We start from the raw sequence: 15,780 nt of genomic DNA on the forward strand, positions 1-15,780 counted from the left end.
GCCCAGATCGGCGCCTTCGTCGAGCATTACAATCACCAGCGCTATCATGAGAGCCTCAACAACGTGACGCCAGCCGACGCCTACTTCGGCAGGGCCGCAGCCATCATCAAACAGCGCGAAAGGATCACACGCCAGACCATCCAGCATCGGCGCTTGCAGCACCGCAAGCTCTCCGCATAACATCAACCCAAAGACCAGGCCAATACTCCGCTAATCGGCGACCCAAGCTGAGCCAAATGATCTGACGACGGACAGCCCGTTCAACGTTCGGTCGGGCGTCAAGGTCTGGCGGAGCCTGTTCGAGAAACCCGTCGATTACGTCGAGGATACAACCAAGTGGCCGGAATGGAACCGGGGCAAGTATCTGGTCTGGGGACCGGTTCATTGCGCGGCATGTCACGCGCCACGCAACATCGTGGGCGGACTTCCGTCGAACCGAGATCTCAAAGGCGATCCCGCCATGCAAGGGGGTGGCAGTTCGCCCTCGATCACCGCGGGCGATTTGACGGCCAGAGGGTATGCCCGCGCGAATCTGTTGGAGGCCTCAGGACCGGAGTCGCGCCAGACGGCGACGTGTTCGACGGGTCGATGGCAGAAGTAGTGCACGGGAGCACGAAATTCGTTCTGCGCCGTCATCTCGAGGACATCGCCACCTACCTTCTTGACCTCGACGGCAAGTGATTGCGGCGATCGCCGCTTCTGGAGGAACTGCGGCAGGCGGCGGGAGTTCTAAGTTCATGGCCCGAACCACCGTAATCGACAGGCGAATACGCGTAGTCCTTGTGGTCATGCTGGCGGTCGTTGCCAGCATGACCATGCACCATGGCGCAATGGCGTCGGATGCAGGGCGCCACGGGTACAGTTCGGCTGACCTGCAACACCGCGTTTCGGATACTGATTGCGATGGGGACTGCACGGGCGAGGCGCACGAATTGCTGGCCTGCTGCGGCACGGGAATGTGCATGTCTGGACTCCCGATCGCGCAGCAGGCGGCGGTTCGCCCGGTGCCGAAAGCTCCGATTATACCAAATCACGTCGGAATAGATCCGAGGTGGACATACTCACGCATCGACAGACCGCCGAAGCCTGAATTGGTCAGTGTTTAGACATCGCTCGATAGAGCTTAGAGACGATCCAATTCAAGGAAATAGAAATGACCTTTTTTAGAACCGCAATGATCACCGGAGCCTTCCTGCTCGCGGGCACCCTTCCATCCCTGGCACAGGACGCCATGGCTGGGCACAACATGGCCATGCCCGGCGCGATGGGCGCCCCGTTGCCTGAAATCTGCAAATCCACCGAAGGCAAGGGCGGCGCAATGGCAATGGACATGTCGATGGACATGGACAAGGCCCATGCAGATCTCATGGCAGGCATGGACACGACCAACAATCAGATGATGGACAGCATGATGATCGAGGACATCGACGTCGCCTTCGTCTGTTCGATGCTGCCGCATCACCAAGGCGCCATTAACATGGCAAAGGCCGAACTCGCCAATGGCGACAACCAATGGGCCAAGGACATGGCCCAGAAGGTGATCGACGCGCAGGAGCAGGAGATCGCCGACATGGTGGCTTGGCTCGAAGGCGAAGGCGCCAGCGAGTAATCGAAAAAGGGGGCGCGCAATGCGCGTCCCCAATATCGCTCTCCGCCAGGCGGCGGGATATGGCAGTGATGTCGGATAACCCGCATCACTGCCATATTTTCAGGAGCGCTTATCGAGCTTGACCACGGTCAACTTTCCGTTCACCCGATCCGCTTCGAAGGTCACCATATCACCGACCTTGACCGTCTTGAGCACCTCGGGATCGATAGCGAAGACCATTGTCATGGCACCCATGTCCAGATTCGCGATTTCATCGTGCTTGAGGGTGATCTTACCTTGGGCCTCGTTGATCTTTTTGACTTTGCCCTCCACGGGCACAGTCTGGGCCATGGCTGCAGTTGAGAACATGGCCAGGGCGACGGCGAGGATTATTTTGCGCATTTTCTGATCCTTAAGAGACGATTATTGGACGACAATGGTCCCAAACATGCCGGCTTCCCGGTGCCCGGGAATAAGGCAGGAGAAGTCAAATTCCCCAGCATTGGTGAACTTCCAGACGATTTCTTGGACGTCTCCAGGGGCAACCTTGGCCGCGTTCGGATCGTCGTGCTCCATGTCCGGGTTTTTGGCCATCTCTAGCCCGTGAGCCAGATTTTCTTCGAGCGTAGCAAAGACCAGTTCGTGGTCAAGCTGACCTCCATTTCGGATGACGAACTTGACCTGCTCCCCAGTCCTGATTTTTAGAACGTCGGGAATGAACTTCATTCCCCCGTCCAGTTCCCTCATGGTTACCTGAACAAGGCGGGCGGGTTCGTCCGGGTTGCCGGGCTCTCCATAGGCCACGGGTTCGTCTTCGGAGGTGGGGGGCTCGTCTCCGGTGTGGCCGGGACTGGCCAAAGCCGAGAGAGTTCCTAGGAGTATCGTCAATATTGCGAGTGCTATTTTTTTCTTCAATTTGTCCTCGTAACTTAGTGATTCATTCCGGCTGCGCTCGGCTTCACGACCTGCACTTCCACCGTATTTCCGTCGATCGTTGGCGCGTCCGCGCGATCGACGTTCAACGACTCCCCGCTCCATTCATAGGAGACGGTGCCTTCCGGGTGTTCGAACCACCCCGGATCAGAATAGTCGTCGCGGCCCAATCCTTCGCGAACCTTGACGACTGAAAACATGCCGCCCATTTCGATGGCGCCGAACGGACCCCAACCCGTCATCATCGGCAGGGTATTGTCCGGCAGGGGCATTTCCATCTCGCCCATTTCAGCCATGCCGCTGGCGCCCATCGACATGTAGTCGGGCACCAGCGCCTGCATCTTCTCGGTGACGGAATTTCGATCCGTGCCGATCCAGGTACGCACGTCGTGGCCCATCGCATTCATCGTGTGGTGCGACTTGTGGCAGTGGATCGCCCAGTCCCCCGGGCGGTCGGCGACGAAATCGAACGCCCGCATCTGACCGACCGCGCAGTCGATCGTCACCTCCGGCCAAGCAGCGGCTTCGGGCACCCAACCGCCATCGGTGCAGGAGACCTTGAAGTCATAGCCGTGCATATGGATCGGGTGGTTGGTCATGGTCAGATTGCCGAACCTGACACGGACCTTGTCGCCAAGCCCGCAGACCAACGGATCGATGCCCGGAAAAGCTCGGCTGTTCCATGTCCAAAGGTTGAAGTCGGTCATGGTGTTGACCTTGGGGACGTAGGCCCCGGGCTCGATGTCGTACGAGTTGAGGAGGAATACGAAGTCCCGGTCGACGCGACGGAACGCGGGGTCCTTGGGATGGACCACGAAGAAGCCCATCATGCCCATCGCCATCTGGACCATCTCGTCGGCGTGCGGATGGTACATGAAGGTGCCGCTCTTCTGCAGCTGGAACTCGTACACGAACGTGCGCCCTGGCGGGATATGGGGCTGCGTCAGGCCTCCGACGCCGTCCATGCCGGAGGGGAGTAGCTGTCCGTGCCAGTGGACGGTTGTGTGTTCCGGTAGTCTGTTGGTCACGAAGATGCGGACGAAGTCGCCTTCCACCGCCTCGAGGGTCGGACCTGGCGACTGGCCGTTGTAGCCCCAGAGGTGGGCGACCATCCCGGGGGCGATCTCCCGGACGACCGGTTCGGCGACGAGATGGAATTCCTTCCATTGCCCCTTCATGCGTGTAGGCAGGGTCCAGCCGTTCAAGGTGACGACGGGGTTGTAGTCGGGGCCCGATGTTGGCGCCAATGGAGGCTGAGTTGCGGCTTCGGTCATGAAGGCCGCTTCAGGTATCGAGGCTGCCTGGACGCGCCCCGAGACCAGACCGGCACCGATCAGTGCAGCGCCGGAAAGGAAAGTGCGGCGGGAATATCCGTGATTGTCGCTGTCGGTCATATCAAGGCTCCTCGGCCGATGCTGAAGCTCCGCCGGCTTCGGCACTGGAGCCGCCGCCGATCATTGCCGCTTGAAGGTCCACGCTCGCCAAAAAGAAGTCGCGCTTGGCTCCGATCGCCGCGACGTTGCTGTCGACGCTTTCCGAGGCCGTCGTCAGGAGGTCGAACACATCGGTGAGCATGCCGCTGTACTCAAGCGTCGCCTGCTCATCGATGGTCGTCCTCAGAGGCAGGATGCGATTTCTGTACTGCCAGGAAATGTCGTAGGTCGCCCGATACCTGATGTAGGCTGCTCTGACCTCCGAGCGTGCGTTGATGGCCCTTTCGGTAAGTCGGTTGACGGCCATCATGTATGTCTCGCTCGCCCGGCGCACTGAAGCGCCCCCGGCATCGAACAGCGGTATCTGGACTTCCAGTTCGGCTCCGACCTCGGTCTCTGACTCGCCGGTTTCGGTTGAGCCTTTAGTCGTCGAAAGACCGGCAAGATCGAGGATGGAAACGAACCGTGTAGCCTCGGTCAGACCCAGGGATTTGGCGGTTACCTCCAGCTCCAGTCGCATGGCGGCAAGATCGACGCGTTTGCCCATGGCGACCGTTTCGAGTGCATCCTGGCCCATCAGACTGTCGGGTACGGGCGGCAGTTGCGAGGGAAGCTTGAAACCGATTTCCGGACCCCAGAGCCCCAGGACCCGGGTGAGGGCTTCGCGCTCGAGTTGTTCCTCGAGCCGAGCCTCGGCAACCTGGTTGGAGACTTCAGCATAGAAGGCGCTCGCCCTTGCCTGCTCGAGGGTCGTGGCCGCGCCGGTCTCTCCCAGCTTCGTGGTAAGTTCTGCAGCTGCGTCTGCGGCTTGCTTGGCACTTTCCAGTTGGCCGACGACCTGTTTGGCGGCTACGGCGCGATAGAATGCCCTGCGCGTCTCGGCCGCCAGGGTGAAGGTCGACTCCACCGTGCGCAGTTCGGCTGCCGCGAACTCGCTCTCGGCGACGGACTTGCGGGCCGGCAGAGTGAAAAGCGAAAGCAGGCTGCCGACCAAGCGACGCTCTATCTCGAAGTCGGCGCCGTTGACCAGCTTGCCGATCGACAGGACCGGGTTTTCGGGAAGGCTGGCGGCTACGTAGTCGGCTTCCGAAACGCCTAGCTCGTTGAACTCGGCCTGGAGGCCGCGATTGTTGAGCAGCGCCACCTGCACTGCCGTATCCGCCGTCAGCGAGCTGGCCAATAGACGCTGGACCCGGTCCCGGGCAGACGCTTCGTCGGCAGGGGTCGATATCTTGACCGTGTCCTGGTTGATCTCAGCGCGAACTCGGCTGACGACGGGCGACATGCCGCCGTCCTTGGAAAACGTAGTGCATGCCGACAAGGTCAGAGCCAAAGCCGCGATCGACAGCAGCCACCTGCCGGGCAATGGAAAACGGGCGGTGCAGCTATCGATCATTCGGTGCTCCCGGGAGAAACGGCCGTGTTGCTCTCGAGCCAAGGTCGAGGTTGGACGGGAACGTGGTTGACCGTGCCGCTCATCACGCTGACATGACGCAAGGGGGGCACGGGGGACAAAGGGTCCGCTGCCGCCGGCAGCACGGACCGGGGCGGCGCCGAGGCGCACGCCGATAGGGCAGCCGAAAGGGCCACCGCAAGGATGAGTTTCATTGTTTATCGTTTCGATTTCGGTACGGCCGCCGTGGCATGGGCGGCAGGTCCTGCAGCGATGCTGCAGGACGGACAGACACCGGTGACGGTCACCGATGCCAGCTCAAGCGCCGATGGGCGCTGAAATCAAGATATGCGGGGGGGTCGTTCCAGGCTGCCGATCAATGATGCAGTCAGATCGCGCGACAGGCCAGGTATCTGCGACATACGGACCACGGCCAAAAAGGTGCTGTGCTCGAAACACGGCTGTACAGCTGCGTGGCAGCTCATGGCGCAGCAGGACGATGACTGCTCGTGATCGGCGGCATGGTCGTTTGAAAGTTCAAGATCCAGACAGACGGCCTGATCGCTTGGGCAGTGACTAGCGGATTCGACAGCGGCGTGTTCGGGCGCGATCGTCATGGCGGCATGAGCGGCAGGCGCGCTGAGCATCAGCGCTGAGATAACTACCAAGAAAATGCGTGCCGCTAAAATCATGGCTGGAACTTGCCTTAGTAACAGGCTCTTCGCAAGCAGGTAATGTTCGGCAGACATATGGCGCATTCACCGAAAATTAACACAGTTCATGATGGCGCTCGAACATGCCGACCGAATATCCCAGAGCACTGTCACGGCTCCTGAGCGATGAACGTCGGGCCACGACCTCACAGATTACCCTCGCTTCTTGCTTCCTGATAGCCGCGTTCTCGGTCGGGCCAGGTTGTCTTGATGTAATCAAGAACGGAGCGGATTTCCGCCTCCGTTAATACCGCCCTGAATGCCGGCATGTCCGTCTCGTAGCCGGGGGCGATCGATGCCAGACCGTCTCGAACTATGCGCATCAGCTGGTCGTCTGAGTGGTGCCATGTGTGACCGGAAGCATCATGCGGCGGCGCCGGCAGGCGGCCGTTAGGAAGCCGTTTCATCCAGTCTGGCTGACCCTGCAGTTGTTCACCGTGGCAGCTGGCGCATCGCTCGACGTAGAGCAGGCGCCCATGATCGTCGGCCTTGGTCTCGCCGACCGCCGCGATTAGTAGGGTCAAAGCGATCAGGGAACGAGCGGGGACCACGACTTACCGCCATCCGTAGTGGAAAGAACTTCGCTTTCCTGGGTTACAGCGACTGCCAGTTCGGTATGGTCGGAATCGAACGCCATATGCAGAAGAACGCTTTCGGTCATTACACCGAGCTCGGTCATGGTCTCTCCCTCCAGCGCGTAGAGACCATCTCCCGCGATGAAGGCACGGAGTATTCCGTCCGAAGCAACTTCCACCGATGTAACCGCTTGACCCTCAGCCGCGACCACCGTCCAGCTTGCGCCGAAGTCCCGGCTCTCGAAAAGGCCTTTCATGGTACCGGCGTACAGGTGTCCGGGTTCATCGGCGGCTGCGGCAAGATCGATCAGACCGTCGGGGCCCGGCCCTGAGATCGTCCATGTCCGTCCGGCGTCGCGGCTGACCTGAACGCCGCCGTATGACCCGTACAAGACGTTGGGCTCTGCGGGACTGACCGTCATGGCGTGGAAGTCGACAGGCCCGTTGGCCCCGGAGGCTAGGCTCGACCATGGTGAATTTTGATCGGCGGCACCTATCACGCCCGTGTTGCCACCTTGCTGGGGATGGCCGCTCGCATAAAGCTTTCCGTCCGGCGAACCGACAAAGCCCATGAAGTCGTCGGCTGCCTTGGAAATCATTCGGGCACTGCCGGCAGCATCGACGGCATAAAGGCCGTGGTGTGTCGCCAGCAGGATGTCTTGGCTTCCTCGCGGTAGTACCACCCCGTGGATGTGGCTGAGTTCACCAACAGGAACCAGCGCTGAATGGTCCATGCCTTGAGCCGGCCCGATCAGCAACAGGGTGGTGATGGCCATCGCCCGTGTGTTCATGACGTTTCCTCTCGTAGCGAAGCTGGCTTCGCGGCCTAGGCCTGTAGTTCACCGGTGTAACCGGCCCGATCGATGGCGGCCGCGAATTCTTCTGCGGCCTTGCCGCTCTGGATATCGACCAAATGCGTACCGAGGTCGATCTTGACCACTGCGGAAGCATCGACACCCTTAACCGCTTTTTCGACCGAGGCCACGCAATGGCCACAGGTCATGTCGTTGACTTGGAACTTCGGCATCGTAACTCCGTGGACATGACGTTTGTTGAACGTGGGCCCATCTACTGTAGGAAGGTCAATAGGCCCGGCTGATAAATGTACTTCGGACACGAAACGGTGTTTATTTCAGAAGCGGACACGCCGGGTGAAGATGGGCGGTGCCTTTTTATGGCAGGCTATCGCCTGGAGATATCGGAGCCGCCAGATGCATCGGCTAGTCGTGAGCCACTGATTGGAGATGGAGATGACCGACCACGCCCAACACCGCACAGCTGAGGGCAACGAAGGGCACGGGCGGCCGTACGTTATGTTCTGGGTCAACATGATACTCGGCCTCGCCGTCATGTATTTCGTCATGTTCTCCATGGTCGACGGGCCACGGGATTTCAGGAACAACCTGAACATGTTCTATATGGCCGTCACGATGTGGGCGCCCATGGGGGTCTTCATGCTGGCCACTATGCCGGCAATGTTTCCCAACAGGAAGGCGAACCTGTTCCTGCATGCCTCTTTCGTCCTGCTCACCGTTCTCTCGTTCTGGGCGACCAGGTCTCAAACTTTTATCGATGATCGGCAGTTCGTCGATTCCATGATCCCGCATCATTCAGGTGCGATCCTCATGTGCCGCGAGGCGGATCTCAGCGACCCCGAGCTGATAGCGTTGTGCGAAGAGATCATCCAGGCGCAACGCCGCGAGATCGATCAGATGCAAGCCATCGGGAAGCGCCTCTGAAGCCGCTTGCGAGATTGAAGCGGGGGAGCCAGGAAACTCACGTCAAGTCGCGTTATCGGCACGCGCCCGATCAGGAGCGATGTCGGTGACGCCGAAGCGCGGCTGTCGCTTCCTGGGCTCCGGCGCCGCCGCCGTGGCGAACCCTTCTATGATCGGGCAATCGGGGCGATCATCGCCATGGCAATGATCGGCCAAGTGTCGCAGCGTCTTGCTCATGGCCTGTAGAGCCCGAGCTTTTTCGTCGAGGGCCCTTATGTGTTCGAGGGCGATCGCCTTGACGTCGGCACTCGCGCGGGCGCGGTTGCGCCACAGCGCCAGCAGGTCTGCCATCTGCTCCACCGAGAACCCCAGGTCCCGGGCCTGACTGATGAAGCGCAAAGCGTGGATTTCGTTTTCGGAGTATACCCGGTAGCCGGACTCCGTACGCAGCGGCACTTCTATCAGTCCGATGGATTCATAGTAGCGGATCATCTTTGCGGAGACGCCGCTCGCCTTGGAAGCTTCGCCGATATTCATGAGGTAGACTCCCGAAAGTTCAAGCCGGTTTGGGCGGAGGCGCGCTCGGTACGGGCCTCCGTATTGGATGCGAGGGGCGGCGCGAACCGCCTCAGGCGTAGAGCGTTGCCCAAAACGAAGACGCTTGAAAGGGCCATGGCTCCAGCGGCCAGGACCGGCGACAACAGCATGCCGTTGATCGGGAACAGGATGCCAGCAGCGACCGGGATCAGCGTCACGTTGTAGGCAAAGGCCCAGAACAGGTTCTGCTTGATGTTGCCGATGGTCGCCTTGGAGATGGCGATGGCGTTGACCACGCCACGAAGGTCCCCCGACATGAGGACGACGTCGGCGCTCTCGATGGCGATGTCGGTGCCGGTGCCCACGGCGAGGCCGACATCGGCTTCGGCCAGCGCAGGGGCGTCGTTGATGCCGTCGCCGACAAACGCGACGGTCCGGTTGCCGGCCCGCAACTGCTTGATGGCTTCCACCTTGCCACCCGGAAGCACTTCGGACACGACCTCGTCGATCCCCAGCCGGCGTGCGACGGCTTGGGCTGTCCGGGCATTGTCGCCAGTGATCATCGCGACCCTGAGACCGAGATCGTGCAGGGCTCGGATGGTATCGGCCGAGGTTTCCTTGACCGGATCGGAGACCGCGATGATGGCGGCGAGCTGGCCGTCGATGGCGGCATAGAGCGGAGACTTGCCTTCGTCTCCCAGTGTAGCGGCGATGCCGAAGTACTCGGAGACGTCTATTCCGGCCTTTGCCATGGCGCGATCTGCACCGACCTGGATCCGTCGACCGGCGACTGTGCCGGCGACCCCAAACCCCGGGTCGGCCTCGAAGCCTGCAACCTCGGACAGGGCCAGCTTGTCCCGCTGGGCCGCAGCAACAATGGCCTCAGCGATCGGATGTTCGGACTTGGTTTCGAGGCTGGCGACCAGGCGCAGGACCTCGTTGCGATCGAAGTCGCCCCGAACCGTCAGGTCGGTGAGTTCGGGCTTGCCCTTGGTGAGCGTGCCCGTCTTGTCGAGCGCCACGACCTGGGCTGAGCGAAGGGTCTGCAAGGCTTCGCCCTTCCGGAAAAGAATGCCGAGTTCAGCGGCGCGTCCGGTGCCGACCATGATGGACGTCGGGGTGGCCAGGCCCATGGCGCACGGACAGGCGATGATCAGCACGGCGACGGCGTTCACCAGCGCGAAAGTGAGCGCCGGCGATGGGCCGAGCACGAACCAGACGGCGAAGGTTAGAACAGCCGCGCCGATTACCGCGGGTACGAACCACGAAGTCACCTTGTCCACCAAGGCCTGGATTGGCAGTTTAGATCCCTGGGCCTCTTCGACCATGCGGATGATTTGAGCCAGGATGGTATCGGAGCCGACCTTCGTGGCCGCGAAGGTGAAGGCGCCCGTCTTGTTGATGGTACCGCCGACGACCTCGCCGCCGACGATCTTGCGCACGGGCACCGGCTCCCCGCTGATCATCGATTCATCGACGTAGGACTCGCCCTCAATGACGCTGCCGTCAACCGGTACGCGATCGCCTGGGCGAATTTCGATGCGGTCCCCAACCACGACCTGTTCCATAGCGAGTTCGATGGCGGCGCCGTTCCGGATCACGCGTGCAGTCTTCGGCTGCAACCCGACGAGGCGCTTGATCGCCTGGCTGGTACGGCCCTTGGCCCTGGCTTCGAGGAAGCGGCCTAGAAGGATCAACGTCACGATGACCGCCGCCGCCTCGTAGTAGACATAGGCCGTGCCGTTCGGCAGCGCCGATGGCAGGAAGGTTGAGACGATCGAGTAACCCCATGCCGCGCTGGTGCCGAGAACGACCAGCGAGTTCATGTCGGGCGTGCCGCGCAGCAGGTTCGGGATGCCCCTGCGGAAGAACCTCAGGCCGGGCCCGAACAGGACCAAAGTGGCCAGCACGAACTGGATATAGATATTGGCTGGCATGCCGATATTGGTCATGATCCACATGTGGATCGCCGGCACGTAATGGGAGCCCATCTCCATGACAAAGAGCGGGATGGTCAGAGTGGCTGCGATGGCTAAGGACCGACCCAGCGCCCCGATCTCGACAGTACGGCGCTCTTCGGCGTCGTCGCTCTTGGCGCCCCCGGTGCTTTTGATGACGTTATAGCCGCTGGCACGAACCGCGTTCTCCAGCCCGGACCGGGTCACCGAGCCGGCGGCGTAGCGCACGACAGCGCGTTCGGTCGCCAGGTTCACGGCCACCGAAGTGACGCCGGGCACTGCCGTCAGGGCCTTCTCGATCCGCGAGACGCAAGAGGCGCAGGTCATGCCCTCGATCTGAAGCTCGGCCGTTTCTTCCGGCGTCGCATAGCCTACCTTCTCGATGGCCGCCATGATCGCCTGGGGATTCGGGCTACCCGAAAAAGCTACGGTTGCTTTCTCCGTCGCCAAGTTGACGTTAGCAAACGCAACGCCCGGAACGGCGCGGATTGCCTTTTCAACTCTGGACACGCATGAGGCGCACGTCATTCCCTCGATCCGAAATTCGGTCGAGGTAAGTTCGAGTTGAGTGGGGTCAATCGATTCTGATTGTAAGGCCATTTTCTGCAGTCCTTTGTCCAACTGCAGATTTAGATAATCCTTCCAACCATTGTAAGGTCAAGGTCTAATTCTTGAAGCACGACTGGCCGTCAGAGAACGAATTCGGCCGACGCTTCACCGCCGCAGACGGTCCTACCTCCGCAGCGAGTTCCTGCACGTGAGTTGGCCTGGCGTTCCATCGAGCTCTGCTGGGGTGGCCTTGCCCCGAGTGGCGACTTGGAGCAGATCGGGAAATTTTTGGCGAGTTAGATCCAGGGACCGAGAATTCTGCGGTTCTGCGGTTCTGCGAAGCGGGGAACGGTGCCGTGGCAGCGCTTCGTCCGCCCGCTATGACTGGGCTGCGAGAAAATGAATGCTGGGCTCTTGACCTTCCCACCGTTGGAAAGCCCACATTAATACAATCCATCGAACAAGGATCACGGGATGTATGATTTTCAAGTCAACGACATGACCTGCGGCCATTGCGTCGCGACGGTTGAAAAAGCAGTCAAGGGCGTCGACCCGAGTGCGAAGGTTGCAATCGATCTGGGCTCGCACGCCGTAAAGATCGAAAGCGACAAGCCGGCGGCTAGCTTCGCCAAGGCAATCGTGGACGTCGGATATACCGGCGAGCTGCGCGGCTGACAAACCGGGCTCGACGCCGTGCGTCGGGCCTTCCTCCTGTCGCGGCCAGTCAATCGTCGTCGAAGTCCTCAGCGATCAAGCTATGCCCGTCCCATTCTTCCTTCGGGATGGCGGGGCCGGTCTTAAACCGAAAAGCCGCAACACTTTCCAGATCCGCTCCTACGGAACATTCAAAGCTGACTTCTAACCACTGCCGGTCCAACCGATAAGCTCCCTTGGGAGCCTTCATAAGGCCATCGACTATTGACGTCTCCCCGAATGCGGTTGGCACCAGAGCGTCAGGCACTGATCCGGGTTTGTCAAGACGGAGCTGTTCAAGAGCCTCGATATTGCAGAGCTGCGTTGTCCTTTCATAGATATCCAGTCTAGGCAGCGTTTCTCGGACCTGACGGTTGGCGGGATCGCGCAGGATGTCCCCGGCAAGCAGCTGAGTGGCCTCGATCATTCCGTCCGCCGGGGCGATCTTGGGTGCAGGCGGTGCCGTCGCGTCCTGGGGGAGGGGCTGTTCCGGCAGTGGAGGAGGGGCCGGCCGAGGCTGCGTTTGGATCCCGTTCGCTGCTTGAAGAGCCGGAGCCGCTGGCGCATCGGTTACCACCGGCGTCGTCTTGGTAGCCGCTTCGAAATCTGCCTCAGAGACAAGATCCACTGTCACCGCCCGGACGCCCGGGGCTTCGAGCGTACGGCCCGGAAGTAGCAAGAACAGGCCGAAAAACACACCATGACCGAGTACGGACAGCATCGTACCGAGGTGTTGGGTCCGGTGGCGAATTCCAAATTCGGTAAGCGTCTCCCACGATGTGGTGATTGCTTCAGCCAGCATTGCTGTCCTCTCAAGCGGCCTCCCCTCGCGATGCCTCGCACTCTTTACCCCACCGAACGTATGTTGCGATACCCCAGGGCCAACGGCAGACCTTATTGTTGCGATTGCTACCGACTCAGGTAGTCGGCACCCAAAAATCGGCCAAGCCAGATAACGGCAATTGAGGGGTTGACCTTGCCACCGTAGGAAGGTGCACAGCTGACAGATCGAACCCAAGGACAGTGACATGAGCGGAACCACGGATACGTCCCATCGCCATAGTGCTCCCGATGACCATGCTAGACATGGTCACGGGCATGTCGCGGGGGTGGTGAAAGATCCGGTATGCGGCATGTCGATTGATCCGGCTACGGCGAAGTTCAGCGCCGAGCACGTCGGGGAGACCTTCTACTTCTGTTCGGTCAAATGCCACGACAAGCTCGTGGCGGACCCTGCCGCATATCTGACCGAAGCGGACCCGGCGCCGCAGGACGAGGCTTCCGGCACTATCTACACCTGTCCGATGCACCCCCAGATTCGCCGGGAACATCCCGGCAATTGCCCGATCTGCGGCATGACGCTGGAACCAGAGCTGCCGACCGCCAATACGGGTGAAAGCGCCGAACTGACCGATATGAACCGGCGTTTCTGGATTGGCACGGCCCTCGCCATACCGGTATTCCTGCTGGAAATGGGCAGTCATCTCTTTGACTTCCATGCCTTCTTGTCGCCCCAGAATCTGAACTGGTTGCAACTTGTGTTGGCGACGCCCGTCGTGCTGTGGGCGGGATGGCCGTTCTTTGATCGGGGCTTGGCCTCATTGAGAAACCGCAGCCTCAATATGTTCACGCTCATTGCCATGGGCGTCGGAGTGGCCTGGCTCTATTCCATGGTCGCCACCTTGATGCCTGGGATATTTCCGGCATCGATGCGAGAAATGGATGGCGCGGTACCGGTCTACTTCGAAGCCGCCGCGGTGATCACCGCATTGGCTTTGCTGGGACAGGTGCTCGAACTTCGAGCTCGCGAGAAGACGTCGGGCGCCATTAGGGCCTTGCTGGACTTGGCGCCCAAGATAGCCCGCCGGGTGCGCGCCGACGGCGCCGACGAAGAAGTCGCGGTGGATCTGGTCGTTGTGGGCGACCGGCTGCGCGTTCGCCCGGGCGAGCAGGTGCCGGTCGATGGTAAGGTTCTCGAAGGCCGCAGCGCAGTGGACGAGTCCATGGTGACCGGCGAATCCATGCCCGTGACGAAGACTGAGGGGGCGGCCCTGGTGGCTGGAACCATCAACCAGTCCGGTGGTCTTGTCATGGAAGCGACCGGAATCGGCAAGGATACCATGCTGTCGCGTATCGTGCAGATGGTCGCGGCAGCCCAGCGTTCCAGGGCGCCGATACAGAAGCTCGCCGATCAGGTTTCCGGCTGGTTCGTGCCTCTCGTCATCGCGATCGCCCTTGTGGCCTTTGCCGCTTGGATGTTCTGGGGACCGGAGCCTCGCCTCGCCCATGCACTGGTGGCAGCTGTTTCCGTGCTAATCATCGCGTGTCCTTGTGCGCTCGGACTGGCAACGCCGATGTCCATCATGGTGGGCGTTGGCAAGGGTGCCCAGCTCGGTCTGCTGGTGAAGAACGCGGAGGCGCTCGAGCGTCTCGAGAAGGTCGACACCCTCATTGTGGACAAGACGGGCACCTTAACGGAAGGCAAGCCGAAGGTGACGCATGTGTTGCCTGCGCAGGGGCAAACCGAAGACGACCTGCTGAGGCTATCGGCAAGTTTGGAGCGAGCCAGCGAACATCCTTTGGGAGTAGCCATCGTGGCCGCAGCGGCGGAGAAAGGTCTACAACTGTCTGCTCCAGCGGACGTGGATTCGCCGGTCGGCAAGGGTTTGACAGGTGTTGTGGACGGAAAGCGCATCCTGATCGGGAGCGCCAAGTACCTCGAGTCGGAAAATGTGGTTGTAGCGGAATGGAAGCCGCGGGCGGACGAAGTCCGTGCCGAAGGAGCAACCGTCGTGCTTGTGGCCATTGATGGGGCAATAGCCGGCGCCGTGGGTATCGCCGACCCGATCCGACCCACGACACCGCAGGCCCTCGCTGCGCTCCGCGAACAGAACATCCGTGTTGTGATGATGACAGGGGACAATGCGGTGACGGCTGCAGCCGTGGCACGCAAGCTGGGCATCGATGACGTGGAGGCCGACGTACTTCCCGAGCGAAAGAGCGAGGTGGTCGAACGCCTGCGATCCGAGGGCCGCGTCGTCGCCATGGCGGGCGACGGCGTCAACGATGCGCCGGCACTCGCCGCAGCCGACGTTGGCATTGCGATGGGCACGGGAACGGACGTTGCCATGGAGAGCGCCGGCATTACATTATTGAACGGCGACCTGTTGGGGATAGCAAAGGCTAGAAAGCTGTCGAGGGCCACCATGGGGAACATTCGGCAGAACCTGGTTTTGGCCTTCGTCTACAACGTGGCGGGCGTCCCCTTGGCCGCTGGGGTGTTGTACCCGGTTTTTGGGTGGACCCTTTCGCCCGCCGTTGCCGCCGCAGCCATGGCGCTATCGTCGGTCAGCGTGATCGGAAATTCTTTGCGTCTCCGCTCGACGAAGTTAGAATGAAATTCATAAATTCCGCTGCCGCTGCCGGGACTTTTGGTGGCGTCGGGAGCAATGTCCGCTTCAGAGCCTTTGCACCTAATAGCGGACTGTCAGCTGTCCACCCCATGCACGAACCCGCTTCGCGGGAGGGTGCGGGCGGCGGGGTCTCGGTTTCATTATAAGCTATTGATCGAGCGGCAGCTGATCTGACCATGGAGTTCCCTTCAACGAGAGGAACTTGCCATGGCTACTCTATCGACCGAGGCTCCTACCAGGCCGCTTCGCCAGCGGATGCAGCAGGATATGCTGATGC

The 15,780-nt window shown here is 60.8% G+C and carries 18 protein-coding genes; 7 read left to right on the forward strand and 11 right to left on the reverse strand.

The annotated features are described in order from the left end of the window. Together WH91_RS02480 and WH91_RS02490 are read left to right on the forward strand one after the other, a co-directional pair. Positions 1 to 180 (forward strand): integrase core domain-containing protein (locus WH91_RS02480; protein ID WP_046169444.1); only part of this gene is annotated, 180 nt, incomplete at its 5' end. Between the two features lie 973 nt (positions 181 to 1,153). Further along, positions 1,154 to 1,609, forward strand: a complete 456-nt coding sequence (locus tag WH91_RS02490; RefSeq protein WP_046169446.1) for a DUF305 domain-containing protein — start codon at positions 1,154 to 1,156, stop codon at positions 1,607 to 1,609. A 99-nt stretch (positions 1,610 to 1,708) separates the two neighbouring features. On the opposite strand, the gene WH91_RS02495 is transcribed toward WH91_RS02490, so the two are convergent. Genes WH91_RS02495 through WH91_RS02510 form a run of 4 tightly spaced genes read right to left on the reverse strand, consistent with a single transcriptional unit; the run spans position 1,709 to position 5,350 of the window. Further along, entirely contained in the window at positions 1,709 to 1,990 is a 282-nt protein-coding gene (locus tag WH91_RS02495; protein WP_046169447.1) for a copper-binding protein, read from the reverse strand. A gap of 21 nt (positions 1,991 to 2,011) precedes the next feature. Then, a complete protein-coding gene (locus tag WH91_RS02500) occupies positions 2,012 to 2,503 on the reverse strand; it encodes a cupredoxin domain-containing protein (RefSeq protein ID WP_046169448.1) in 492 nt (163 codons plus the stop codon). A gap of 14 nt (positions 2,504 to 2,517) precedes the next feature. Continuing rightward, complete coding sequence (locus tag WH91_RS02505; protein ID WP_046169449.1) at positions 2,518 to 3,915, reverse strand: multicopper oxidase family protein; 1,398 nt, start codon at positions 3,913 to 3,915, stop codon at positions 2,518 to 2,520. A gap of 1 nt (position 3,916) precedes the next feature. After that, complete coding sequence (locus WH91_RS02510) at positions 3,917 to 5,350, reverse strand: TolC family protein (protein WP_046169450.1); 1,434 nt, start codon at positions 5,348 to 5,350, stop codon at positions 3,917 to 3,919. A 201-nt stretch (positions 5,351 to 5,551) separates the two neighbouring features. Here WH91_RS02510 and WH91_RS25715 point away from each other — a divergent pair, with 201 nt between their 5' ends. Continuing rightward, entirely contained in the window at positions 5,552 to 5,686 is a 135-nt protein-coding gene (locus WH91_RS25715; RefSeq protein ID WP_280140262.1) for a hypothetical protein, read from the forward strand. A gap of 2 nt (positions 5,687 to 5,688) precedes the next feature. Here WH91_RS25715 and WH91_RS02515 read toward each other — a convergent pair whose 3' ends face one another. Both WH91_RS02515 and WH91_RS02520 read right to left on the reverse strand, forming a co-directional pair. Then, positions 5,689 to 6,096 carry a hypothetical protein gene (locus WH91_RS02515; protein ID WP_046169451.1) on the reverse strand — a complete coding sequence of 136 codons (408 nt, stop codon included), beginning with the start codon at positions 6,094 to 6,096 and terminating at the stop codon, positions 5,689 to 5,691. A 110-nt stretch (positions 6,097 to 6,206) separates the two neighbouring features. Then, positions 6,207 to 6,488, reverse strand: a complete 282-nt coding sequence (locus WH91_RS02520; protein WP_244542477.1) for a c-type cytochrome — start codon at positions 6,486 to 6,488, stop codon at positions 6,207 to 6,209. Between WH91_RS02520 and WH91_RS25210 the strand changes: the two genes are divergently transcribed. Further along, positions 6,411 to 6,575, forward strand: a complete 165-nt coding sequence (locus WH91_RS25210) for a hypothetical protein (RefSeq protein WP_244542478.1) — start codon at positions 6,411 to 6,413, stop codon at positions 6,573 to 6,575. The genes WH91_RS02520 and WH91_RS25210 overlap by 78 nt on opposite strands. Before the next feature lie 14 nt (positions 6,576 to 6,589). On the opposite strand, the gene WH91_RS02525 is transcribed toward WH91_RS25210, so the two are convergent. Together WH91_RS02525 and WH91_RS02530 are read right to left on the reverse strand one after the other, a co-directional pair. Beyond that, positions 6,590 to 7,426, reverse strand: coding sequence for a WD40/YVTN/BNR-like repeat-containing protein (locus tag WH91_RS02525; RefSeq protein ID WP_046169452.1), 837 nt, complete (start codon positions 7,424 to 7,426; stop codon positions 6,590 to 6,592). 35 nt (positions 7,427 to 7,461) lie between these two features. Continuing rightward, entirely contained in the window at positions 7,462 to 7,662 is a 201-nt protein-coding gene (locus WH91_RS02530; RefSeq protein ID WP_046169453.1) for a heavy-metal-associated domain-containing protein, read from the reverse strand. 223 nt (positions 7,663 to 7,885) lie between these two features. Between WH91_RS02530 and WH91_RS02535 the strand changes: the two genes are divergently transcribed. Then, positions 7,886 to 8,374, forward strand: coding sequence for a DUF305 domain-containing protein (locus WH91_RS02535; RefSeq protein WP_046169454.1), 489 nt, complete (start codon positions 7,886 to 7,888; stop codon positions 8,372 to 8,374). 42 nt (positions 8,375 to 8,416) lie between these two features. On the opposite strand, the gene cueR is transcribed toward WH91_RS02535, so the two are convergent. Together cueR and WH91_RS02545 are read right to left on the reverse strand one after the other, a co-directional pair. Next, positions 8,417 to 8,890 (reverse strand): Cu(I)-responsive transcriptional regulator, encoded by a 474-nt coding sequence (gene cueR, locus WH91_RS02540; RefSeq protein WP_046169455.1) that lies wholly within the window; start codon positions 8,888 to 8,890, stop codon positions 8,417 to 8,419. Further along, positions 8,887 to 11,448, reverse strand: coding sequence for a heavy metal translocating P-type ATPase (locus WH91_RS02545; protein ID WP_046169456.1), 2,562 nt, complete (start codon positions 11,446 to 11,448; stop codon positions 8,887 to 8,889). The genes cueR and WH91_RS02545 overlap by 4 nt, the downstream gene beginning before the upstream one ends. 423 nt (positions 11,449 to 11,871) lie before the next feature. Between WH91_RS02545 and WH91_RS02550 the strand changes: the two genes are divergently transcribed. Further along, the gene (locus WH91_RS02550; protein ID WP_046169457.1) at positions 11,872 to 12,072 is read left to right on the forward strand and encodes a heavy-metal-associated domain-containing protein; all 201 of its coding nucleotides are present in this window, start codon (positions 11,872 to 11,874) and stop codon (positions 12,070 to 12,072) included. 49 nt (positions 12,073 to 12,121) lie between these two features. On the opposite strand, the gene WH91_RS02555 is transcribed toward WH91_RS02550, so the two are convergent. Beyond that, positions 12,122 to 12,892: a DUF930 domain-containing protein gene (locus tag WH91_RS02555; protein ID WP_046169458.1), complete on the reverse strand. Its 771-nt coding sequence runs from the start codon at positions 12,890 to 12,892 to the stop codon at positions 12,122 to 12,124. A gap of 226 nt (positions 12,893 to 13,118) precedes the next feature. Between WH91_RS02555 and WH91_RS02560 the strand changes: the two genes are divergently transcribed. Next, positions 13,119 to 15,488, forward strand: coding sequence for a heavy metal translocating P-type ATPase (locus WH91_RS02560; RefSeq protein ID WP_074797874.1), 2,370 nt, complete (start codon positions 13,119 to 13,121; stop codon positions 15,486 to 15,488). The last annotated feature ends 292 nt before the right edge of the window (positions 15,489 to 15,780 follow it).

This window comes from Devosia psychrophila (assembly GCF_000971275.1).
GTDB lineage: Bacteria > Pseudomonadota > Alphaproteobacteria > Rhizobiales > Devosiaceae > Devosia > Devosia psychrophila.

Excerpts from the sequence above, each read along its gene's own strand:
- WH91_RS02490 (WP_046169446.1), top strand. The coding sequence starts at position 1,154 with ATGACCTTTTTTAGAACCGCAATGATCACCGGAGCCTTCCTGCTCGCG.
- WH91_RS02495 (WP_046169447.1), bottom strand. The coding sequence starts at position 1,990 with ATGCGCAAAATAATCCTCGCCGTCGCCCTGGCCATGTTCTCAACTGCA.
- WH91_RS02505 (WP_046169449.1), bottom strand. The coding sequence starts at position 3,915 with ATGACCGACAGCGACAATCACGGATATTCCCGCCGCACTTTCCTTTCC.
- WH91_RS02510 (WP_046169450.1), bottom strand. The coding sequence starts at position 5,350 with ATGATCGATAGCTGCACCGCCCGTTTTCCATTGCCCGGCAGGTGGCTG.
- WH91_RS25715 (WP_280140262.1), top strand. The coding sequence starts at position 5,552 with ATGAGTTTCATTGTTTATCGTTTCGATTTCGGTACGGCCGCCGTGGCA.
- WH91_RS02515 (WP_046169451.1), bottom strand. The coding sequence starts at position 6,096 with ATGTCTGCCGAACATTACCTGCTTGCGAAGAGCCTGTTACTAAGGCAA.
- WH91_RS02525 (WP_046169452.1), bottom strand. The coding sequence starts at position 7,426 with ATGAACACACGGGCGATGGCCATCACCACCCTGTTGCTGATCGGGCCG.
- WH91_RS02530 (WP_046169453.1), bottom strand. The coding sequence starts at position 7,662 with ATGCCGAAGTTCCAAGTCAACGACATGACCTGTGGCCATTGCGTGGCC.
- WH91_RS02535 (WP_046169454.1), top strand. The coding sequence starts at position 7,886 with ATGACCGACCACGCCCAACACCGCACAGCTGAGGGCAACGAAGGGCAC.
- cueR (WP_046169455.1), bottom strand. The coding sequence starts at position 8,890 with ATGAATATCGGCGAAGCTTCCAAGGCGAGCGGCGTCTCCGCAAAGATG.
- WH91_RS02545 (WP_046169456.1), bottom strand. The coding sequence starts at position 11,448 with ATGGCCTTACAATCAGAATCGATTGACCCCACTCAACTCGAACTTACC.
- WH91_RS02550 (WP_046169457.1), top strand. The coding sequence starts at position 11,872 with ATGTATGATTTTCAAGTCAACGACATGACCTGCGGCCATTGCGTCGCG.
- WH91_RS02555 (WP_046169458.1), bottom strand. The coding sequence starts at position 12,892 with ATGCTGGCTGAAGCAATCACCACATCGTGGGAGACGCTTACCGAATTT.
- WH91_RS02560 (WP_074797874.1), top strand. The coding sequence starts at position 13,119 with ATGAGCGGAACCACGGATACGTCCCATCGCCATAGTGCTCCCGATGAC.